Below are 21,634 nucleotides of genomic sequence, written 5' to 3' on the forward strand. Positions count from 1 at the left end.
CCTAACACATCTCTTGATGAAGTTATTCGTGCTTATTGTGCATAAAGAGTGTCTCATACTTATTTGAAATGACTATACATACTGATGGCTTTGCGTTCAGTTTTACTAATGCGTAAAAATTCTCAAACTGCCTACCATTTTTGATGTTTACCCTCATTCAGAAAGTGACATATAAATTTGATTATATCGTGGAAATTGTCGCGGGAGGGGAGTCCGGGCGATCACTATTTTTTTCACCGCACAGCGACGCGGATGGAAAAAGGGCGATCGCATTCTTGAGTAAACTGCGATCGCTACAGCAACTCAGATTTATACTTGTTTTTGGACGGCGCGTTAATATTGTGCCACTCGCCCTTTAAACTTAATCTAGACTAACAATCTCAAGGAACACAAAAAAATAATGCGTATTTTATTTGTATCCGCCGAAGCAGCACCCCTCGCCAAAGTGGGCGGTATGGGCGATGTCGTCGGCGCTTTGCCGAAATTTCTGCGGCGCATGGGCCACGATGTCCGCATCTTCATGCCCTACTACGGTTTCGTTCCCGACAAAATGGACGTTCCCAAAAAACCTGTTTGGGATGGGTCGGCCATGTTCCAAAGCTTCTCGGTGTTTGAAACTGTTTTGCCGGGAACCGATGTACCTTTATACTTATTACAACATCCATCTTTCTTGCCGCGCCGCGTTTACGGCGGTTTAGATGAAGATTGGAGGTTCACTTTCTTTGCCAATGCTGCGGCTGAATTTGCCTGGAATCATTGGAAGCCCCAAATTATCCACTGTCACGACTGGCATACGGGGATGATACCTGTTTGGATGAGCCAAGACCCCGATATCAGCACAGTTTTTACTATTCACAATTTAGCTTATCAAGGGCCGTGGCGCTGGCGTTTGGAGCAGATGACTTGGTGTCCTTGGTATATGCAAGGTCACAATACAATGGCTGCCGCAGTACAGTTTGCCGATCGAGTAAATACAGTTTCACCGACTTACGCCGAGCAAATCAAAACCCCAGCTTATGGGGAAACTTTGGAAGGTTTGCTGTCTTACCTCGGCGGTAAAGTATCGGGCATTTTGAACGGAATTGATACAGAATCTTACAACCCAGCAACTGACAAGTACCTCCATCAACAATTTAGTGTTGATACTATTGAAAAGCGCCCCGCTAATAAAATTGCGCTGCAAGAAGAAGTCGGTTTGGAAGTAAATAAAAATGCCTTTTTGATCGGCATGGTGACAAGGCTGGTAGAACAAAAGGGATTGGATTTGATAATTCAAATGCTCGATCTGTTCATGGCCTATACGGACGCTCAATTTATTGTACTTGGAACGGGCGATCGCTACTACGAAACCCAACTCTGGCAAATGACAGCCCGCTATCCCGGTCGGATGTCCACCCAACTACTTTACAACGAGGCTCTCTCTCGGCGCGTTTACGCAGGCTGCGACAGCTTCCTGATGCCCAGCCGTTTCGAGCCCTGCGGCATTAGCCAAATGCTCGCCCTCCGCTACGGGTGCGTGCCAATGGTTCGTCGCACCGGCGGTTTAGTCGATACCGTTTCCCACAACAACCCGATCGACAATACCGGTACCGGTTACTGTTTCGATCGCTACGAACCCCTGGACTTGTTCACCTGCATGATCAGAACTTGGGAAGGTTTCCGCTACAAAGATAAGTGGAGAGAACTGCAACAGCGCGGCATGAGAGAAGATTTTAGCTGGGATATTTCTGCCCGGAAATACATCAACTTGTACAGCGATATTTTGGGACTGCCACCGGAAGAAACCACACCGGCACCAGAGGCAGAATTGATCGTTGGCAAGGGTTAATTGGTAATCGGTAAGTTGACAGTTGACAGTTGACTGTTGACTGTTGACTGTTGTTTTTTGTTAGTTTTTTGTTCCAATGCCCTATGCCCTATGCCCTATGCCTTATGCCCGATTAATCAACAAATAAATCGAGAGGTAAATGACCGTAAGTTCCGCTAACTCCACCTTCAAAGGAAGATTGACACGAAATCAAAACGCCCCGGTAAGTTCCGGGATAGCCATCAACATAATACGACCCCTTCAAAGTATTGAACTTAATATAAACCGAACCAGCAAAGGTCGAGACAGCATTGGGATCTAAAACAGCTTGATATCCCAAAGCTTTTAAATAAGCTTCTAAAGCTAAAAACCCCTCATCCGTCGAAGCAGCGCACACTCCCAACATTTGATAATCCGACAAACTTGCTACCAGCAAAATCGCTTGACGGAGTGCCTGTTTTTCCAGCGGCGATGCTACAGATTGCATATCCAGACAAGTGAAATCTTTGAGGATTTGCTGTGCTTCTTCAACAGTTAGGGTAGTCGAGTTGTGAGTAGACATGAATTGCTCTGATATTTCCCAAAATTACGATCGACACTCAGGTACTCGTCAACGAATTTCTGCCCTTGCAACCCTCGATCGACGGCGGTAACACTTACGCAAGTCTTGATTATAGCCCATTGTGTCCTCTGGCAATCAATTCGGGCGATCGTCTTCGAGGGCTTTGCCAACTGCCGTATCGCACAAAAAAGCTAGTAGTTTTTACCGATGTTTTCAAATTTAGATCAGTCCGCGTTTTTTCAGCTTTGCTAGCGCATCTTCAGCCGCATTTTTCTCAGCATCTTGTTTACGGCGACCCCGGCCAACACCGTATATTTTACCGCTGACATACACTTGAGCAGTGAACTCTTTAGCATGATCTGGGCCTTCCTCGTCAATGATTGAATATTCGGGGTTTTGACCGAATTTTGCCAGAGCCCACTCCTGAAATCGATTTTTAGAGTCTACAAGGTTTTTTTGCCCAGCATCGGACTGAGGGTAAATCATACTATCAGCAACTGGAATAAACAGCTTTTTAACAAAGGCGCGGACAGGTGTAATGGTTGAGTCGAGATAGTACGCACCAATAATCGCTTCAAAAGTATCGCAAAGCAAAGAGGGATTTTGGCGACCTTTATCTTGTTCTGCCCCTTTTCCCAGGCGCATTAACTTGCCTATACCTAGTTGCTCAGCAAACTTTGCTAGCTGATTCTGATCGACTAATCCAGAGCGCAACCGAGTTAATTGAGCTTCGCTAAAATCTTCATAGCGCTTGTACAAGATTTCGCCAACTAGATAACCTAGCAGGGCGTCGCCGAGGAATTCTAGTCGCTCGTTATGTTCGCCTGCTTCGGGGTGTTCGTTAACATAGGAACGGTGGGTTAAAGCGCGTTGCAAGAGCGATTCATCTTTAAATTTTGGAAGTTTGTACATTTTGATGTCTGGACTTGCTGGGAAATTAATAGCATGGAAAACGTTTCTATATTAGCCTGAGTTTTTTAAGTGCGTCTTCAGCCGCACGTTTTTCACCTTCTTTTTTACTGCGACCACTTCCTTGACCGTACACCTTACTATTTACGCGCACTTCAACAGTAAATTCTTTAGCGTGATCTGGCCCTGCCTCGTTGATTGTGATGTATTGAGGGGTAATTGGCCCGATATTCTGCTGTACCCATTCCTGAAACCGATTTTTTGGGTCTACAGGAATGTTAGAGTCTGGTTCTGGCCCAGAAGAAATAATTTCTTCCACTACTAGGGTAAATAGCGGTTCTACAAAATCGCGGACTGCCTCAATGCCAGAATCGAGAAAATACGCGCCGATAATTGCTTCAAAAGTGTTGCTGAGCAACGACTCTTTAGCAGTGCCTCCATTTGTTGCTTCACCCCTGCCTAGCAGCATCCACTGACCGACATCCAAGGTGACAGCAAACTTTGCCAATTGCTTGTCTTCCACCAACAAGGAACGGAGGCGAGTTAGTTCACCTTCATTTTTATCGGAGTAGTGGCGGTAGAGATATTCGCCGCTTAGAAAAGTCAGCAAGGCATCGCCTAGAAATTCTAATAGCTCGTTGTCTTTGCTGACTGCTTTAGGATTTTCGTAAAGGTAAGAGCGGTGAGTGAGTGCCTGATTTAGCAGATCCGCTTCCTGAAAAGGTAGCCGTTTTAGTAAATCGCTCAATCTTTCTCTAATGCGGTCTTCTTCAGCAGAAAAATGGCGATTTTCTTGACGAGTTTGTTCTTGAGACAGGAGTCGCAGGACTTCTTGCTGTTGCTTTTCTACTTCTTTAATATCGGCTTGTGGTGCGGAGACAGCTTTTAGTAGTCGGGCAATACTATCCAGGGCGCGATAGGTGTTAGCGGTGGAAAATGGGACTTGGTGTGCCCAATCGTTGCGGACTTGGATAAGTTCAGTTACCAGGCCGTTTCCTGTAGAATTTAGCTTTTCGTTGAAAACTTTATCCCACTGCTTTGACATGACTAACAGCAGCATCGCAACATCTTCACTCAGAATACTGTCTGCTGATTTTTGTTTCAATGGTTTATGCTTAGGTAAGCAGGACTTAGCCTCTTTTTCCCAGCTATTGCTGTAAACTCCCTGCATTTCCTGTTTAAGATAAGGATACAATCCCTGACATAAGAGGTTTAAAGCTCTGTCAACTCGTTCGCGATTGCTAATAGCCATGTGTTGTTTTTCCAGAATTTTCTTTCTTGTTGCTACATTAAAGGTTCTGAATTTTTCGGAAAACCCGGTTTTTTAAAGAAACCGGGTTTGTAAACTAAGATGTTACCTATAAACAATTACCCTTTACCCAGTTGGGAGGGTAGAGACTGTTTCCGCGAGACTGGTTGCATGAAAGACAAGCAAGTCGTAGGTTTTCTATACAGTCAGATCCACCGCGACTTTTGGGGCGCAAATGTTCGATAGTCAGTTGATTTTTTGGGAGACATTTACCGCACCACCAACAGTTCTGACCATAATCATCGATCAGTTTGTGCTTCTTGTTATGCTTCTGCTTTGGATTCATTTCGGTTTCCTGGTGCTTGTTTACAACAGCGTTGAAACATCAGTTATCCAGCACATAAGGAGTGTTGCTTAAGGATTGGCAAGAGATGAATATTCCCAAACAAATAAGATTTAAAAGTAGGGATTAATGCTACTTCTAATTTACTTATCTTATGTGGATAATTTTTTCTCTGTAAATTCATAAATGAGAACAACTCACACTAAGCAAACACTTTTCAGGTGACGCTCGGTGTGAGCTGATGTCTCATCTACCGTATATGTAAATATTCTTATATGTATACATCTATATGAGATTAATAGACAACTGCAATAGATATTTAGATAAATACTTAGCAATGTTATTTACTAATCACATATTGAAGCATATGTATAAAAAAAGATACATATACGATAGGTGAGACAGCAGCCCACGCTCGGCACTGGAATTTTGATGACCCAATTATGTCGCTCAAGCCTAGCAGACAGCCAAGCTCGATGTCAATCTCCCCCTCCCCGCGAGCCCCTCTCGCTGCGGGCTCATCCCCCTTATCTCCGGCATTTGAACAGTAAATGTAAAAATATGTTGCAAACTTTGTACTGCTGTGTTAAGTTTAGTTACATAAGGTTGAAATTAAACGAGGTTTCTGGTCATGGAAAACAAAGACGCAAAAGTTGGCTTCACTGAGTTTGCTGAAACCTGGAACGGCCGTTTGGCAATGTTGGGCTTCGTTATCGGCCTAGCTACCGAATTCATCACCGGTCAAGGCATTCTCTCTCAAATCGGTTTGATGTAATCAGCTTAACTGCATACAATAGCTGAAATTCAGTCGGGCGATCGACCCCATCACAAGTGCAAAAGCCCCCCGCTAATAAGTCCCCTTCACTTCACACGGAAGGGGCTTTTGCATTTTTTATCAAAAAATCCCACAGATGGCACAATCAAAAATCTTTTCTGTCTCAATATTTATCGCGAGACTAACTCCAGCAAACTAAGCAATTTCTACAGAATCAAACATCCTCAATTTAGGAGTCAAAGCCGGATGTTTCACCAAACCGTCGCGTTTGTGATTCCGCACGGTGTTAAGTAAAATCATCTCCGACAGATCCGGCATTTCCTGCCAGCAGTGTGAGCAGAACCAATAAACGCGATTGTGGCGAGCGTGGCGGAGCAATTTAGAGGAGCAACAAGGGCAACTATTCATGATATTTTAAACCTTTTTTGAAGATATGAAGCGATAACCAAGTCATTACAGAGATTCACGAATGCCTGCACATCTCAATTCCAGGCACAAAAATAAAAAATCTCTTTCACTCACAGCTTTGAGCGTCTCGCAAGTAGCACTTTTGGATGCCCAACAGCAACACCACAATCAAAAGCTGAACGCTCCAAGGAGCCCAAGAAAAACCCCAAATAAAACAACCCAGCCCTGCCCAAGCCACAAGAACAAAAATATCTTGAGAGGTTTGCCAGTAAACCCAGACTGCTGCCAGAGAAACTATTAGTAGCAAAATGTAAGCTGAGGGCATAGTCGTCTTCTCCCAATGTGTCTGCCAACAGTCAGGAGCGATCCCTGACCATGTGCTTAAACTTAAAACTAAAACCTGAAGAACTTATGAAGATGAGTGAGTTGTTACAAAAAGTAAAATAATCCTGCCAGCTTATATTTTCCCGATAAATAAGTAGGAATACTGAGCTCATGGCTGAGTCCGAATTCGGTTAAATGAACGCACTACCAATAGGGATTTAGGCATCCCTAATTGGTATCAATTTCACCCCAAGCCGACAGGGTTGAAACTGATACCGGACTGAGGCTTTTAGTCTTAAGCTGACAGGACGAAAGGCACGGCGTCTAAGTCGCTACATATATCCTGTCCGATCCACCCGATTCGCTCGCTCGGCACCATACCAAAGAAACTAAGTTTTTTTACTTCTCTTTGCCTGCAAAACTACTGCTTGAAAAGCTGCATAATTCAATGCGGGCGATCGATCTATTCTTGCTCCCAGCCCAAAGCCTGAGCGACCTGAGCCGCCAAAAACATCGGTTCAAAAGGCTTAGCAATCACGCTCACCACCCCCAAATCCGCGAACATCCGCCTGTCCCCAGCCAGAGCCTTAGCGGTCAATAAAATTACCGGAATGTGCTGCGTAGCCTTATTAGCTTGTAACTGTTGAAAAGTAGTAGGCCCGTCTTGGTCGGGCATCATCACGTCCAATAGAATCGCATCAGGCTGTTCGGCAAGAGCCTTAGCAACACCCTCGCGACCCGAACTCGCGGTCAGGACTTCCCAGCCCCCCACCATCTCAAGACTGACTTGAGCCACTTCCCGAATATCTTCCGCATCGTCAATAACCAAGATGCGCTTGGCAGTCAAAATTAACATCTTTTTAGCAATGAGAACTGATCACAGATTAGAAGCGAAATGCGAATATTTTATAAAGCAAATTATGTTACCCGATCGGACTTTACAGTAAATTTTCAAAACTGTATAGCAGATGTTGAAGGCCCTTCGGCTGCCGGAGGCTTCGTGAGCGGGTAAAAATAAGGAAAAAAGAAGACCTCCGTTGCAATCGACCGCCTGGGTTTCAACAATTAAGAATATCCTAACCGTCTGGCCGGGTTGCTGTAAAATATCCCACCCAAAAAAAGCCGCTTTTCGACCTCAAATTGTGCTTTTTGCCCGCAGTTCCCAAACTGCAGAAAAGGCTGAGATTGTTTGTCGATTACTCGATCGAACAATCTGCACAAAATCAGTAACGTTGGGTACACCTGGGTAGAAATTAACTTTCAGTTGCAAACCCCTCCCTGAGAAGTGGCAGACTTAAGAAAAAAGTGCTGCCCTCCCCCAAAACGCTCTCCACCCACATCCGCCCCCCGTGCTGCTGCACGATACTGCGACAAATAGCCAGCCCCAAACCAGTACCTCCCTTCTGGCGAGAATCAGAAGCATCAACTTGTTGAAAGCGTTCAAAGACCATCTCCAGTTTGTCTGGCGGAATACCCCGCCCTTGGTCTTTCACAGCAATCACGATGTACCACGAGCTCGGAACTGGCAAATGCGGAGGCGCGGCGGCAGGCTCAGGAGACAACAAAGACGGAGACGAAACCGACTTGTGCGCTGCTTTTTCTGCCAAATCCGGATTGTGGGTCAACTCCGCGCTCAGCCAAACTGTAGCGCCGGAGGGAGAAAATTTTATTGCATTACTGAGCAAATTTGTCAAGGCTTGAATTAGTTGATCGCGAACAGCTTGCAATTGCGCCCCCACAGGCTTCACCGACAGAGTAACTCCCGCCTGCTGAGCCATTCCCTGCATCTCGTCAGCCGCCTGCAACATCAGCTCAGCCACATTGCAAGTTTGTTTGATCGCAGTGCTGTAACTCGACTCCATCCGCTCTAAATCTAGGATGTCGTTGACCAAGCGCACCAAACGGTCAGTGTTACTGACAGCAATCTCCAGCATCCGCTTAGCTTTCTGGGGGTAAGCGTCAAGCAGGCCGCTGTTGAGGAGGCCGAGGGCGCCGTGAATCGAGGTCATGGGCGTCCGCAGTTCGTGGCTGACAACAGAGATGAATTCATCTTTCATGCGCTCGACGGCAAGCCGCTCCGTGATATCCTTAAAAGTCACCACAGCTCCAATAATTTCGCCTCCTTCTCGCATCGGAGCGACAACGTACTCAACCGGAAAACTGCTGCCGTCTCGCCGCCAAAAAATCTCATCGGTGACGCGCCGCGCCTCTCCGTCTTCCAAGGTGGCTAAAATTTGAGAATTTACCCTCGACGGCAGCCGTTTGCCCGCCTGCGGTGCGGCGCAGTGTGGGACAAGTTCAGATCCTGAATTGATGTCTGTTGCTGGTGACAGTTGCTCGATCGCCCTTGAGCATTCTTCCTGTGCACGGTGTAAGCTTTCATAGAGTGCTCGATCGATCAATTGCTTCGATTCGCACCCAGCCATTCTCACCGCCGCAGGATTGACAAAAGTTATTTTTCCCTCTTTGTTCAACCCGCAAATTCCTTCTCCTGCGGAGAACAAAATCATTTCTGTTTGGTGGCGGAGTTGTTCAAAGGCTTTTTCGACTCGCTTGCTGTCGCTGATGTCGCGAGAGATTGTCGAAACGCCCGTTACCGCTCCAGTCGCGTCTTTAATCGGAGAAATCGTCAGGGAGACATCTATCTGTTGACCGTCTTTCCGCAAGTGTACGGTTTCGTAATGGTCGATGCTGGCTCCTGCCCTAATATTTTCCAATATTTGAGGCATTTCCTTGGGACGTTCGGGTATGGCTAAAATCTCGATCGACTGCCCCTTGATTTCTGCGGCACAGTAGCCGTAAATCTTCTCGGCTCCTGCATTCCAGCTCTGAATTGTCCCAGCAAGGGTTTTGCCGACTATACCGTCGTCGGAAGACTCGACAATCGACGCCAAGCGCACGAGTTCGTCTCTAGTTTGCTTGTGTTCGGTAATGTCGCGACCCAAAATCACTATACTTTTGCGTCTGCCGTCGGGGTGAAATACCGGTACTTTAATGACATCGTAGATTTTCACAGTACCGTTTGAGCGGAGAATTACTTCTTCTCCCCTAGAAAGCTCACCTTTTTCCCACGCTTCTTGATCGCTCACCTCGCACGCCTGTAGCGCCTCGCGGTAAAAACTGCTGAGTTCTCCTAGCTGAAAATCTTTAAGGCCGTGGTAGTCTATTTTTTCTAGCTCGAACACTTCCAATATCGCTTGATTTGCCTCCTGCCACCTGCCCTCGCCATCTTTGAAGCAGACAATATCTGGCATGGCATTCATCAACAAGTCGAGATAGGAGTTTTCTCGCCGTGCAGCTTCTACCTGGGCCCGCTTGGCGATTTCCCGTTGCAGGTTTTCGTTTGCCGTTTGCAGCGAGTCCTTTAACAAACTTTCTGTAAAAGTCTGTTCTTTAATTACTTCCTGAAGTCTGTGGATTTCTAGCGACTGCCACCTGCGGGCCAACAAATTTTCTACCCGCAAATGCAGTTGGGAGGCATTGAGGGGAGTTGCTATCAAATCGTCTATTCTGCCTTCGAGTTGTTTTGCCTGCTGCGAAAATGGCTGCTCAAAAAGAGCAGGCGTTTGGGATTTACTAACAAGCAAGAACGGTAAAAAGATCGGCTCGGCGGCAGTTTTTAATGATTCTACCAGCGGCCCGATGCGATCGAAATTTGCCTCGTCGAGAATGCACAAGTCAAAAGCGATTTGGGGAAAGGGAAATTCGGAGTTGGGATCTAAAGCGCGATCGAGTACGATCACCTCATGCTCGGTGTTGAGGTGGGCGATCGGCAAATTAAGTTGTTGGTGGCGATCGACCAAGAGTAAAATGCGGCTCATTAGTTTGTTGATTTCCCCATGACTAATGATATGATGTCTGGTAACTTAACCATTATTATATGTTTGGTAGTCAGGACTTAAGTCCTCTTTTAGAGGAGAAATTAAGACCTCACTACAAAGAAATTTTATAGCCTTAGCTCTGCCGGACGCGATCGAAATTATCAAGGCATTAAGTAGCCAGAGTTGAAGTTCCAATTTAATATAATTTGATAATTATTTAATTGTTTGTTGGTTCAAAATATGACTAATGACTAATTCAGGGGGCGGGTTTATATTTATTTGGGTTGTCAGTTCTATGAAAGCTGGTGCTACCCGCCCCTACAGCATAATGACTAATGACTGATCACTAATGACTTTTTACGGCATTCCGATCGGAATCAAAGCATCTTCCGGCATACAGCTAGAGTAACGACTCCCATCCGATAAAACCGCAATCAGCCTCACCTGCCAGTCGGGCATAATCTGCAAATCCGCCCAGGGCACTGCTACTTCCAAACATTTATCCACTCCCACTTGAGCGCGGCTAATGCGGGGCTGCCACTGATCGCCCTCTTCTGCTTCCTGAAACCAAATCGATTTCGTCAGCAAATTAATCTCTAACTGATGGTGGTACCGATAATTGAGCGGTGCTTCGTCAGGCAAACCCGACAGCGGAATCAGACTGTTGTGCATGATGCGATCGGGATAAAACCAGAACAAATTTAACTGCTGCGGGCAATCAATTCCCGGCCGCACCCCTACCTTGAAGTCGGCGCGAATGTAAAAATTCAAGTGGTCAACCCCGTACCAAAGCCGCTGAATTGCCGAACTCCGGTGCATCGTACCTCTTGCTCCCCCAACTTCAATCCGACCGGCTTTGTCCCAATCCTGTTCGTTGCCGATACCGTCAATCACCGGGTGAATAAAGCTCAGCGGCAGGTGGTCGCCTTGAGCCTCGTGCACCTCTACTTGCCGTCGCACTTCCGGGGGTACGGGCTCGCCGAGAGCTTCGTAAATTCCCGCTACGTGTTCCCGAAATAGCTGGTCGAACATGGCATCTTGGTTCGACGTGTGACCCTCGCCAAACCACCAGAACCAATCGGAACCTTCGGCCGCATAAAGCGCTTCCCAAGCTTCTGGGTTGCTTTCTTCTGTGGCCTCTGGATGGTTTGCCAGCATTTGTCTGGCAGCCCCTAACAAGTCCCAAGCGCGATTTTTCGCGGGATCGCCGATCCAAGTTGTCAGAGAACCGTCCACCCAGGAACCGGTGTGCAGTTGGGCTGCAGGAATTGTTTCGGTTGCTGGGAATTGGTCGAGAAATTCTGAGACTGTGACTAATTTGATATCTGGATTGTCGCTGAGAGTTTGATAGAGGGATTCTAAGAACGGTTTGCCGTCTTGGGGATAGAATTCCCAGCAATTTTCGCCGTCTAGGGCGATCGTAACTAACCAGGGATTTTCTAAAGCTGTTTGACCGTCGGACTGTCGGTGTTTGAGAGTTCTGCCGATCGCTTCTAAGTGTCCCACTAAATCGGATGCTGCTTTTTCCGGTTCCATCGAACCGTAGGTAAACCCGATCAAGTCGGACAATCTGTGGTCTCTAAATACTATGGCTAAATCGCCGTCAGGAGTTTCTAAACGGTAAGGGCGATATAAGAATTCTGGTTCGTAGACATTCCCTGTCGCGTCGCGGTGGAAAAAGTGTTTAATTGTCCACCCCAAAACTGCTTCGTCCGAGACTATCCATTTAAAGCCTTGTTTGGCAATGTATGGCAAAATTTCCGGGCTGACTGCTTGTTCCGACGGCCACAAACCGCGCGGTTGGCAATCAAACCGATCTTGATACATTTCCCAGGATTTTCTCAGGTGTCGGGGAATATCTTCTTCCCACTGAAACCTATGTTGTGGCAGCGTCATGTTTGGAATAGCTATGCGGCCGCCATTAGTGTCGGCAAGCAGCGGTAAAATCGGGTGCGTGTAAGGGGTTGTGGAAACTTCCAACTGTCCCTCAGCTTGCATTTTACGGTGCTGGGGAATGATGCGAGCGAGGATTTCTTTTTGTTTTGAGTAGATGTTTTTTCTGTCTACCAAACTAAAATTTTGTCCTTGTTTCAGCCACCCTGCAATCTCCGGGTCGTCCCAAAACAGCGGGTCAATCCAAGCTAAATTGTGCCAGGCCAGCAAGTCGCTAAAATCCTGCACTTTCCAGTTTTCCAAACACCACTGAATGCCTTTTTCCTGCCGCTGAGTGTAGAGTTGAGCGTAGCGAGGGTGTGGCTGAATCAGGGTGTGATAATTGGCGTCAAAGAAGTGTTCTAAAATGAACTCTTGTTCTTCGCTATTTAAAGTTTCTGCTGGCTTTAATGTCACCGCCAAGTAAGGGTCTAATGCTCTGTCTGCGATGCAGTCTTCTATCTGCAAAATTAAGGAGGGAACCAAGTTTACGGTTTGATGAAGCTTGGGATATTTTGCCAGCATTAGCACTAAATCCAAGTAGTCTTTGACTCCGTGCAAACGCACCCAAGGCAGTCGGTACTGGGCTGTTCCTGCGCTAGCTGATACTCTGGATTTGTAGAGCGGTTGGTGTTGGTGCCAAATGAAGGCTACATAAAGGGGATGAGACATTGAATTTAGTAATTGGTAATTGAATTTGGTAATTGGTAATTGGTAATTGGTAATTAAATTTGGTAATTGGTAATTGGCAATTAAATTTGGTAATTGGTAACAGTCAACAGTCAACAGGTAATTGGTAACAGTCAACAGTCAACAATCAACCGTCAACTGCCAACTGCCAACCGTCAACTGCCAACTGCCAATTGCCAACTGACTAATTACATTACCTGTTCGACTTCGGCAATTTCTGGGATAGCCTCGCGCAGGCGACGTTCAATGCCCATTCTCAAAGTCATTGTGGAACTTGGGCAAGAGCCACAAGCTCCTTGCAGTCTCAGGTGTACCACTGGGCCGTCAATTTCTACGAGTTCGACGTTGCCACCGTCGGATATCAGGTAGGGACGCATTTCATCGAGAACTGTTTCGACGTTATCTCTGGTTAGTGCTAGTGTCATATTTTGCCTCTGTGATGATTTCTTGAAGTTGATGAAAGTTCGATTTGACTCAAGGACAGCATTCTCAACCCGCGCGGGATTTAAGAAACCGGGTTTTTTGATAAAATACTTAGGCACTCAGGTGAGCCCGCGGCAGGAAACCCGGTTTCTGTCACGCTGATGCTCGATCCCAATTAGCTCTCTCGTTCGATCGTAGCGTTACTTGCCGCCAAATCAAGTTGATTCTGATACGTTATCCAAAAAAACCCGTTTTATTTAAGAAATCGGGTTTTCGATCGCGCTACACTACTGCTGGTTCTAGCAGTTTGACGTTGGAGTAGTTGAACTCGGTTGTTGTCAATTGACCTTTTTCTTTTGCTCGAACTACTTGCTTGGTCATGACATAATAGTCGCCTATCTTGTCGAAGGTATCTTCAAATTCGAGTTCTTTGATGATTTCGTCGGTTTGCGGGTTGCGGAAAACGGCATCGTAGTGACTGGCCAAAGAACCTTCGGGTGTCTCTAAGCTTTTGTGCGTGTCAATTACGAAAGCCATGCGGCCCATCACCCGGCTGACTTGACAAATTGAGAGACCTCGGATTTTATAATTAGACCCCATTGAGTCGCCTTGCACCAAGATGTCCACAGCGTCTGTGCTGTCCTTCTCGCCGAGGGTGAAGCTATTTTTGCCGTGAGATTTTTCAAATGTCGAGCGTTTGCGGTGGGTAACAATGTCCCGCATTTGGGTGTAGACGCTTTGCTGCACTTCCTCATCTTCAATGCCGCTGACTTCCACGCTCATGTCGGGTTTGATGGAAACATGACCCGTATATACTTCGTCGCCCTGTTTGAGTTCAATATCGGCACTGTAACCGGGAAAATTGGCATCCCAGGTATAGCGGTGTTCGTAAGCAGCGCGAAACAAATCGCGAGCGTTGGCTTGCTCTGTCATAAATCCCTCTTTCTCTTGACACCAATCTAGTTTAGCTTAACCGCGAGAAGCCCCACATTCACTGGGTAGGGGAGTTACCCGCACTCCTGGCGAGCACTTGTTGGGGGTGCGGCTGGGCTGGCAATTAGGGCGCAACAAGAATTTACCGCAAAAGTGGGTATAAAGCCCCGTCCTTCTAGGACGGCTTTAATTTCTACAATTTGTAAATAATTGTTAAATAGGTAGATTTTGTGGGTAAAAGTTGCAGTAAAAATAATGATAAACTATTCCCATGATAGTATTAGAGTTTAAGTTGAAAGGCAAAGCGGAGCAATATCGGATCATGGACGAAATGATTCGGACGGCTCAATTTGTCCGAAACAAAACTCTTAGACATTGGATAGACAATCAAGGAATTAAGCTGGTAGACCTATACAAACAGTGTGCCATTATGGCGAAAGAGTTTGAATGGGCAGGCCAGCTTAACTCGACGGCACGTCAAGCTTCGGCGGAGCGTGCCATTTTTGCTATAGGGCGTTTTTTTGCTAATTGCAAAGCAAAGAAACCAGGGAAAAAGGGATTCCCGCAGTTCAAAAAGCACACTCGTTCCGTTGAGTACAAACAATCGGGTTGGTCACTTTCTGCCGACAAAAGATGTTTAACATTTAAAGACGGCTTCGCTGCTGGGAAGTTCAAGTTGGTTGGTAGTCGGGATTTGTATTTCTACGCGCCAAACGAGATTAAACGAATCAGAGTCGTGCGTCGTGCCGACGGATACTACGCTCAATTTTGTATCAATGTGGAACGGAAAGAGGAAGCTATTTCCACTGGTAAAGCCATTGGAATAGATGTCGGATTAAACCATTTTTATACTGATAGCGATGGCGAAACAGTTCCTAATCCTCGGTATCTCCGCAAAAGCGAAAAAGCTCTGAAGAGATCGCAGAAGCGAGTTTCTCGGAAAAAGAAAGGTTCTAAAAATCGAAAAAAAGCGATCAACAAGTTAGGAAGAAAACACCTGAAGGTCAGTAGACAGCGTAAAGACTTCGCCATTAAGACGGCGTTGTGCGCGGTGAAATCTAACGATTTTGTAGCCTACGAAGACCTTCAGGTGCGGAACATGGTTAAGAACCATAAACTCGCTAAATCAATTAGCGATGCTGCGTGGTCACAGTTTGCTCAATGGTTGGAATACTTTGGAAAAGTGTACGGCAAAACAGTTATTGCTGTTGCTCCTCAGTACACATCTCAGGAATGTTCACACTGTGGCAACCTGGTTAAAAAAACTCTGTCAACTCGAACCCATATTTGTGGTTGTGGTGTGGTGTTAGATCGCGACCATAATGCCGGAAAAAACATTTTGGCAAAGGGATTGAAGCAGGCAGGAATCAATTTAAATACGGTGGGGCACACCGAAATTTACGCTGGGGGACAGACCGATCTCTACTCGCTGATGGTAGCATCAACGAGCAAATCGACTGGATGATCCAAGAATCCCTGCGCCTTTAGGCAAGGGAGTGTCAATTTCTCTATCGGTTGCTATGATTTGAAGAGAAAGTCCCAAAATGCCTGGTTATTGAGAGCGCGATGGGTCGATCGCCAGACACCAGTCTTAGTTATGGGTTATGTTGAAAAAACTTGTGTCCGCTTTTTAGGGGTTGCACCCGCAGGCAACTATTAGATTCCCCCCTTAATAAAATGCTAGAAACTGTTTACAAACACTTAGAAACATTGCAGGAACAAGCTAGGGAATTGCCACACCCGCAACAGGCAATTTTCACAAAAGTTTTGGAAGATTTATCAAATTCTCTACAGGAAATGGCAGGCAGCCGCTTGTTTGAAAGCGCCACAAATAACGCCGCAAAGCTCGTTGAAATTGAAAAAAATAATCGCCTTTTGGAACGCACTGTAGCCCAGCAAGTAGGGCAAATCAGACAGCTACGGGAGCAGTTGGAAAAACAAATCAGCCAGCATCGCAGGGACACTCAAGCATTAACTAAAAGTGAAGCCAAACTGCAAGCTATGCTGCGTAATTCTCCCGATCTAATTACCATTGTCGGCTCTGACGGGCGAGTTCGATACCACAGCGGAACCCTACAGCGGCTTTTGGGTTACAACCCAGAAGAAAGAATTGGCAAATTTCACGGTGAGTTAATCCATCCAGACGATTTGCTGGCTTGGCAGACGTATTTTGGTAAGTTGTTAGAATCTCCAGGAATTGGGGGGACAATCGAATATCGGAAACGCCACGCTGACGGTTCTTGGATCTACATGGAGTCGATAGGCAACAGTTTGCTTTACGATTCTAGTGTACAGGGAATTATAATTAATTCGCGAGAAATAGGGGAACGAAAGCAAGCCGAAATCGCAGTCCGAGAGTCGGAACTCCACTACAGAGTTATGTCGCAAATCACTTCGGATTTTGCCTATTCTTTTAAGGGACTGCCCGACGGCAAGTTCGCCTGCGAGTGGGTGACAGAAGCTTTTGAGCGCTGCACTGGGATCGTTCCTGAAGAATTAGAATCGTTTGGTTGGTGGAACTCAGAACTCGTTCATCCCGACGACAGGGAAATGTTAATTAAACAATTAGAAGGCTGTACTTTCAGCCGCACTGGAGCTAATGAGTATCGCATTATTAATCAAAAAGGCGAGGTGCGCTGGGTGCAGGACTACTGGCAAGTGGTGTGGGACAAAACTGCTGAACGGGTTGTCCGTTTGTGGGGCGCTTGTCAGGAAATTACCGATCGCAAGCAAGTAGAATTGAAACTGCAACTCGTTAACCAAGTTTTACAAGCCCAGATAGCATCGGCGCCGCTGGCGATTAACTGTACCAGCAATGACGGCAATACCGTTGTTTGGAACCGCGCCGCCGAACAACTTTTTGGCTGGACTGCGGCTGAGGTTTTAGGGAAACCTTTACCGAATATTCCTGAAGGCCAAAAGCAAGATTTTTACGCGCTGCTAAAGTCTGCGTCTAATGGCAAACCGCAAAACGGTTTGGAAATATCTTTGTTGAAAAAAGATGGTAGTTCGATCGATGTTTGGCTTTGGGCCGCACGGGTGCGAGATGCGGGCGGCCAGACTGTCGGTAGTATCAACATATTTTCTAATCTTTCAGAACGCAAGCGCATAGAGGAAGAGCGCCAAAAACTAGCAGCGATGAAAGATATGGAGGAACCTTTTTGGGCGCGCTATGTCAGCCCTCCAAAAACTCCGAAAAAAAAGGGCGACGGGTAATTCTGCCAATCACAATTTAAAAGCATTAAAAGTGCGAAAGTGCAATCTTATGCTTGCAATATCCTTCCTAGTTAAATAACCTATTTCATGGGAGTCGTTTGATCGGACATAATATGATAAATACACCGGACTACTACGTGTAGTAGTTGCTATGCTGTACCGTGTAAAACTATAATTCCCTAAAAATAATTGATGAACCAGCTACCGAATTTATTGAGGGAATCTATCGATAAAGTGTCAGCTTTTTCAGGGTAAAACTTGTTGGCACGGTAAATATTAGACTTGTTGAATAAGCCACTCGAATCTTTACTGATGCCCCGATTTTTCCTGACTCCTGAAAGTGGCTAACTCTGCGTGAGTTTGGCAAGCTTCACTTAACTCAATGTAATCTAAGATATTGGAAATTACCTGAGAAAGGTGGATAGCCGAACGGTGAGCTTCTTCGATAAAATCTCTCTCCTCTATGGGATCGTCAGCTTGGTCATCTATGGTTAGTTGTAGATAGCCGATGATGTGATTTAGGGGAGTGCGGAGCTCGTGGGAGGCCTTCAACAAAAATTGCTTTTTGAGCTGGGATAGTCCTTGTACTCGCTTGCTGCGCTCTTGGTACAAGGTGGCGAGGGCGATCGCACTTCCTACTTGCTCGGCAAGTTCTTGTGCAAATTCGATCTGCGATTGAGTCCAAGGTCGATCGGTCTTACCCTTCCCCGACGATCGACCTTTGCACTGATGCAAGCTAATTATGCCGTTAGGTTGCTCTTGGTAAGCGGTAGCCACCACTAGCAGCGACTGCGGCCCAAAAGGGTCATTGACTGCAAAGGAGTCTACTACCACCGGTTCGAGGGTAGCTAGAGCTTGAAGGAAATGAGGTGCTGCTGTGAGCGAGATTTCCATTCCTAGCATCGGTAAAAATGGTTCTTGGCAGTATTCAGCAGCTACTTTGACTTGCAGGCTAGAACTTTCATAGGGACAAAGGATACAGCGGCTGACGCCTAGTGTTTCTCCCAGACTGTTAACTGTTTGCTGCCAGATGGTATTGAGATCCAAGGTGCGACGAATATTTCTGCCAATTTGGAGTAAAAGTTTTTGCGATTGAGCTGATATTTGCTGATTCATAGCAACCCCTTTTCTACTAGACTGGCAAAAGTTTACCACTCCGGCAACAGAGCAGGGAGTTACTGAATTTGCCAGCCTGCCGCTGTCCGACTTATGAATTACGTAATTCTACTTAAATATTGCCACAGGTCGTCAAACATTACTAAGTATTTGCGGTGTCTTTACAAGATCTTTATGATTTTCACAAAGAAGGGAGAGCGTCCTGTTTTATTAAAAATCCTTTACAGTAGGGGATTGGAAAGCTGAATCAGTCCTAAAAATAGGCATTAAGTTTTTGTAAAGTTGGCGGTTTGTGGGGGTTTACTCGGAGGTGTGAGCTGCCAGCCGACAGATTAAAGATTTGCTGTTATCCGTATCCCCCGGATTTGATTTATGCCAATTCTGGGCTGGGATCGGAAGTGGCGGGGGTGATGGATATGAGTCCAAAACTCCCAAGGAGGGATCTCGGCGACGGATAAAAGTCAAAATTGATACGCTGGTGGCCGATCGAACTGTGTTTGTAGGATAATTACCAATTATCGATGACCTTTATTCACGAAACATAACTTACGAATACAGGAATATAGCCTTTTTAAGTGAGTAAGGTACACATTGGTAATTGGTAATTGGTAATTGGTAATATCAATTCCGGCTGCGCCGGAATGATATCAAATCCGTCCTTCATCGTCGGGCATAAAGTCTAATCAAGATGCCCACAAATAATTCGCGCAATTTTCATTTTTTTGACCCCTCCTTCAACAGTCAACAGTCAACAGTCAACAGTCAACAATGATGCCGGTTGCACCGGAATCGATATGATTAATTTTTAAATAGTGGTTCTTGATAAAGCGGCACAGTAAAAGTAACCGTCGAGCCGAGTCCTTCTCCCATACTATAAAAATTTACTGTACCCCCCATGGCTTCTACCAGTTTTTGAGAAATAGCCAATCCCAAACCGGTGCCGCCGTATTGTCTGGTACGATCGCCATCCACCTGAAAAAACGACTCAAATAATTTATCCTGCTTGTCGAGAGAAACGCCAATGCCAGTATCAGCGACTCGGATTTTCACCATTCCGGGGAACTGCTGGTTGTGAACAGTCACCTTTTTCTTAATAACCTCGGCACTGATGCGAATTCCCCCTTCCCCGGTAAATTTAATTGCATTGCCCGTCAGGTTCAAGATTACCTGAAGCAGGCGTTGGTAGTTGCCGTACACAATAATCTCGTCCTCCACAGGGGGTTTTTGGATTTGAAATTGCAATCGCTTTTGCTCGACTTGAACCCGTGTAAAATTCTCAACTTGTTGCAACAGTTCACCGAGTTTGACGGGAGCGAGGTCTAACTCCATTTTGCCAGCTTCGATTTTAGCGACATCCAAAATATCGTTAATCACATTGAACAAATGTACTGCTGATCGGTAAGCTTCTTCGATAAATTGGTGCGCTTCTTCCGGGTCATCTGCCATGCCGTCCATAAGCAGTTTTAGGAAGCCGAGGATGCCGTTGAGGGGGGTGCGGAGTTCATGAGAAGTATTAGCAAGAAATTGGCTTTTAAGTTGGGAAAGAGCTACGGCTTCGGCGCGAGCCTGTTCTAATTCTTGGTAAAGTGTAGCGTGGGCGATCGCACTGCCGACTTGAGCCACTAACTCACGGGCGAATTCGAGTTCGACTGGACTCCATTTCGGGGAACTGCCGCAGCGGTGCAAACATATCAGTGCATTGGGTTGGTCTTCATAGGAGGTAGCTGCTACGAGCACGGAATGGCGGTGGAAGGGATCGGCGGCAGGGGAGGCGTAATCGACTGCTACTGGTTTTAAGGTGGCTAAAGTTTGAATCCACCCTGGTTGTTCGGCTGCGCGCAGTTCTAATCCCAGCATAGAAGAGTAAGCTTCTTGGCGGTATTCAGCTACTACTTTAAAAGTTTTCGATTGGAGATTTTCGATTTGTGCTGGAGAAAGCGAGGACGAGGAATCGCTAGCTATTGACTGTTGTAATTCGGCTGCTGCGGCGGTCGATTTTTGCTGATTTTCTGAGGCAAGGAAGGGGGAGGTTTCGAGATTTTCGCTGTCTTTTTTGTAGGAACAGATGATGCAGCGACTCGCGTTTAAAACTTGACCCAAGCTGTTAACAGTTTGCTGCCAAATGGTGGCTAAATCGAGGGTTTTGTGCAGGTTTTGAGCGATTTGGGAGATGACTTTACGATCGATTTCCGAGTACGGAGGGAGCGATCGACCGGGGATACGGCTCGCTGGAAGCGACATTTGTTGGCGGGCGTCCAAGGGAGATGGCAAAGCTCGATAGAGCATGAATTCTGGGGAGTCGGGCCGTCTGTCTGTGGGTTTGTCAGACAGCAGCCTTCCCATAACTAAGACTTTTGTAGCTTTGCCGTTTGAGTCGATCGCTGGAGTGAGTGTCAAATCGAAGAGAAAATATTGTCCGGCGTGGCAAAATGGATAGCTGAACCGTTGCGGTACGAGGGTTTCGAGTACCCGCCGCAGGATATCGAGATAAGGCGCAGGGGGGAGGGGTTGCAGGGTTTCGCTGAGCGGGCGATCGACAATTTGTTCTGCTGTAAGGTTGTACTGCTCAGCTTTTTGCCAGTAAAAAGATAGATATCGACCAGAGGCGTCTTGGGTAAATACTAATTCTGCCCCTAACTCTTGAAAAAAACCTGTAGAGGCGAGGCTCGATCGCCGAAAATCTGTGTTAGAGTCCATCAGAGTAGGGGATGAAAGTAGTTCGGATTTTGGAGTCTTGAGTTTTTAATAAATATCTCAAGACTCCCCATTGTTTGGGGCTTCTACTGTTAATTTGTGAGTTAGTAATCAATTAAAAAGTTGTTGTCTTTTTAATTCAAACATTAATTCTTCAAAACTCACAATTTGCAAGAATTTTAGGCTTTTATTATTGAGTTTTGAGTGATTAATGAACTCATAAAATATTAATGATTTAATTCTGAACTCAACTCAAAACTCAAAATTATTCGTTCTCAGCCGTTTTGGGTAATTTAAAGATAAAAATTAAGATTGAGAAATTAGGAATCTGCACCGATTAACTATCAAGTGTGAAAATTACGCCAAAATATGAGGCTGCGAACCACCACCTGGAAGAGTTCCGAGGTTGTGAGTTAGCCTAGTTCGCTCGCC

General features: G+C 46.0%; 17 protein-coding genes. 4 read left to right on the top strand and 13 right to left on the bottom strand.

Annotated elements, in window-relative coordinates; genetic code table 11:
• The first annotated feature begins 400 nt into the window (after window positions 1-400).
• Window positions 401-1,828, top strand: coding sequence for a glycogen synthase GlgA (gene glgA, locus QUB37_RS25880; protein ID WP_333167604.1), 1,428 nt, complete (start codon window positions 401-403; stop codon window positions 1,826-1,828).
• Window positions 1,829-1,940: 112 nt separating this feature from the next.
• Here glgA and QUB37_RS25885 read toward each other — a convergent pair whose 3' ends face one another.
• The 4 genes from QUB37_RS25885 to QUB37_RS25900 form a co-directional block, all read right to left on the bottom strand.
• Entirely contained in the window at window positions 1,941-2,369 is a 429-nt protein-coding gene (locus QUB37_RS25885; protein ID WP_333167606.1) for a DUF1824 family protein, read from the bottom strand.
• Window positions 2,370-2,588: 219 nt separating this feature from the next.
• Window positions 2,589-3,281 carry a ribonuclease III gene (gene rnc, locus QUB37_RS25890; protein WP_333167608.1) on the bottom strand — a complete coding sequence of 231 codons (693 nt, stop codon included), beginning with the start codon at window positions 3,279-3,281 and terminating at the stop codon, window positions 2,589-2,591.
• Between the two features lie 46 nt (window positions 3,282-3,327).
• Window positions 3,328-4,530 (bottom strand): ribonuclease III, encoded by a 1,203-nt coding sequence (gene rnc, locus QUB37_RS25895; RefSeq protein WP_333167610.1) that lies wholly within the window; start codon window positions 4,528-4,530, stop codon window positions 3,328-3,330.
• A gap of 106 nt (window positions 4,531-4,636) precedes the next feature.
• Window positions 4,637-4,873 carry an HNH endonuclease gene (locus QUB37_RS25900; RefSeq protein WP_333167612.1) on the bottom strand — a complete coding sequence of 79 codons (237 nt, stop codon included), beginning with the start codon at window positions 4,871-4,873 and terminating at the stop codon, window positions 4,637-4,639.
• Between the two features lie 628 nt (window positions 4,874-5,501).
• Between QUB37_RS25900 and QUB37_RS25905 the strand changes: the two genes are divergently transcribed.
• Entirely contained in the window at window positions 5,502-5,645 is a 144-nt protein-coding gene (locus QUB37_RS25905; RefSeq protein WP_333127568.1) for a chlorophyll a/b-binding protein, read from the top strand.
• 195 nt (window positions 5,646-5,840) lie between these two features.
• Here QUB37_RS25905 and QUB37_RS25910 read toward each other — a convergent pair whose 3' ends face one another.
• The 7 genes from QUB37_RS25910 to QUB37_RS25940 all read right to left on the bottom strand — a co-directional run bounded on the left by QUB37_RS25910 (window position 5,841) and on the right by QUB37_RS25940 (window position 14,176).
• Window positions 5,841-6,053 (bottom strand): hypothetical protein, encoded by a 213-nt coding sequence (locus QUB37_RS25910; RefSeq protein ID WP_333167614.1) that lies wholly within the window; start codon window positions 6,051-6,053, stop codon window positions 5,841-5,843.
• A gap of 106 nt (window positions 6,054-6,159) precedes the next feature.
• Window positions 6,160-6,378 carry a hypothetical protein gene (locus tag QUB37_RS25915; RefSeq protein ID WP_333139831.1) on the bottom strand — a complete coding sequence of 73 codons (219 nt, stop codon included), beginning with the start codon at window positions 6,376-6,378 and terminating at the stop codon, window positions 6,160-6,162.
• Between the two features lie 462 nt (window positions 6,379-6,840).
• The gene (locus QUB37_RS25920; protein ID WP_333167616.1) at window positions 6,841-7,233 is read right to left on the bottom strand and encodes a response regulator; all 393 of its coding nucleotides are present in this window, start codon (window positions 7,231-7,233) and stop codon (window positions 6,841-6,843) included.
• A 397-nt stretch (window positions 7,234-7,630) separates the two neighbouring features.
• On the bottom strand, window positions 7,631-10,198 hold the full coding sequence (locus tag QUB37_RS25925) for a PAS domain S-box protein (RefSeq protein WP_333167618.1): 2,568 nt from the start codon (window positions 10,196-10,198) through the stop codon (window positions 7,631-7,633).
• A gap of 357 nt (window positions 10,199-10,555) precedes the next feature.
• Window positions 10,556-12,802 carry a glycoside hydrolase gene (locus QUB37_RS25930; RefSeq protein ID WP_333167620.1) on the bottom strand — a complete coding sequence of 749 codons (2,247 nt, stop codon included), beginning with the start codon at window positions 12,800-12,802 and terminating at the stop codon, window positions 10,556-10,558.
• 206 nt (window positions 12,803-13,008) lie between these two features.
• Window positions 13,009-13,245: a NifU family protein gene (locus QUB37_RS25935; protein WP_006632519.1), complete on the bottom strand. Its 237-nt coding sequence runs from the start codon at window positions 13,243-13,245 to the stop codon at window positions 13,009-13,011.
• 280 nt (window positions 13,246-13,525) lie between these two features.
• On the bottom strand, window positions 13,526-14,176 hold the full coding sequence (locus QUB37_RS25940) for a DUF3386 domain-containing protein (RefSeq protein ID WP_333167621.1): 651 nt from the start codon (window positions 14,174-14,176) through the stop codon (window positions 13,526-13,528).
• 271 nt (window positions 14,177-14,447) lie between these two features.
• On the opposite strand from QUB37_RS25940, the gene QUB37_RS25945 reads away from it, so the two are divergent.
• On the top strand, window positions 14,448-15,641 hold the full coding sequence (locus QUB37_RS25945; RefSeq protein WP_333167623.1) for a transposase: 1,194 nt from the start codon (window positions 14,448-14,450) through the stop codon (window positions 15,639-15,641).
• A gap of 212 nt (window positions 15,642-15,853) precedes the next feature.
• A complete protein-coding gene (locus QUB37_RS25950) occupies window positions 15,854-17,392 on the top strand; it encodes a PAS domain S-box protein (RefSeq protein WP_333167625.1) in 1,539 nt (512 codons plus the stop codon).
• A gap of 306 nt (window positions 17,393-17,698) precedes the next feature.
• Here QUB37_RS25950 and QUB37_RS25955 read toward each other — a convergent pair whose 3' ends face one another.
• Both QUB37_RS25955 and QUB37_RS25960 read right to left on the bottom strand, forming a co-directional pair.
• The gene (locus QUB37_RS25955; protein WP_333167628.1) at window positions 17,699-18,508 is read right to left on the bottom strand and encodes a GAF domain-containing protein; all 810 of its coding nucleotides are present in this window, start codon (window positions 18,506-18,508) and stop codon (window positions 17,699-17,701) included.
• Between the two features lie 798 nt (window positions 18,509-19,306).
• The gene (locus QUB37_RS25960) at window positions 19,307-21,205 is read right to left on the bottom strand and encodes an ATP-binding protein (RefSeq protein WP_333167630.1); all 1,899 of its coding nucleotides are present in this window, start codon (window positions 21,203-21,205) and stop codon (window positions 19,307-19,309) included.
• Window positions 21,206-21,634: the final 429 nt, after the last annotated feature.

It is taken from the genome of Microcoleus sp. AT3-A2, assembly GCF_036705685.1.
GTDB lineage: Bacteria > Cyanobacteriota > Cyanobacteriia > Cyanobacteriales > Microcoleaceae > Microcoleus.

Excerpts from the sequence above, each read along its gene's own strand:
- glgA (WP_333167604.1), top strand. The coding sequence starts at position 401 with ATGCGTATTTTATTTGTATCCGCCGAAGCAGCACCCCTCGCCAAAGTG.
- QUB37_RS25885 (WP_333167606.1), bottom strand. The coding sequence starts at position 2,369 with ATGTCTACTCACAACTCGACTACCCTAACTGTTGAAGAAGCACAGCAA.
- rnc (WP_333167608.1), bottom strand. The coding sequence starts at position 3,281 with ATGTACAAACTTCCAAAATTTAAAGATGAATCGCTCTTGCAACGCGCT.
- rnc (WP_333167610.1), bottom strand. The coding sequence starts at position 4,530 with ATGGCTATTAGCAATCGCGAACGAGTTGACAGAGCTTTAAACCTCTTA.
- QUB37_RS25900 (WP_333167612.1), bottom strand. The coding sequence starts at position 4,873 with ATGAATCCAAAGCAGAAGCATAACAAGAAGCACAAACTGATCGATGAT.
- QUB37_RS25905 (WP_333127568.1), top strand. The coding sequence starts at position 5,502 with ATGGAAAACAAAGACGCAAAAGTTGGCTTCACTGAGTTTGCTGAAACC.
- QUB37_RS25910 (WP_333167614.1), bottom strand. The coding sequence starts at position 6,053 with ATGAATAGTTGCCCTTGTTGCTCCTCTAAATTGCTCCGCCACGCTCGC.
- QUB37_RS25915 (WP_333139831.1), bottom strand. The coding sequence starts at position 6,378 with ATGCCCTCAGCTTACATTTTGCTACTAATAGTTTCTCTGGCAGCAGTC.
- QUB37_RS25920 (WP_333167616.1), bottom strand. The coding sequence starts at position 7,233 with ATGTTAATTTTGACTGCCAAGCGCATCTTGGTTATTGACGATGCGGAA.
- QUB37_RS25925 (WP_333167618.1), bottom strand. The coding sequence starts at position 10,198 with ATGAGCCGCATTTTACTCTTGGTCGATCGCCACCAACAACTTAATTTG.
- QUB37_RS25930 (WP_333167620.1), bottom strand. The coding sequence starts at position 12,802 with ATGTCTCATCCCCTTTATGTAGCCTTCATTTGGCACCAACACCAACCG.
- QUB37_RS25935 (WP_006632519.1), bottom strand. The coding sequence starts at position 13,245 with ATGACACTAGCACTAACCAGAGATAACGTCGAAACAGTTCTCGATGAA.
- QUB37_RS25940 (WP_333167621.1), bottom strand. The coding sequence starts at position 14,176 with ATGACAGAGCAAGCCAACGCTCGCGATTTGTTTCGCGCTGCTTACGAA.
- QUB37_RS25945 (WP_333167623.1), top strand. The coding sequence starts at position 14,448 with ATGATAGTATTAGAGTTTAAGTTGAAAGGCAAAGCGGAGCAATATCGG.
- QUB37_RS25950 (WP_333167625.1), top strand. The coding sequence starts at position 15,854 with ATGCTAGAAACTGTTTACAAACACTTAGAAACATTGCAGGAACAAGCT.
- QUB37_RS25955 (WP_333167628.1), bottom strand. The coding sequence starts at position 18,508 with ATGAATCAGCAAATATCAGCTCAATCGCAAAAACTTTTACTCCAAATT.
- QUB37_RS25960 (WP_333167630.1), bottom strand. The coding sequence starts at position 21,205 with ATGGACTCTAACACAGATTTTCGGCGATCGAGCCTCGCCTCTACAGGT.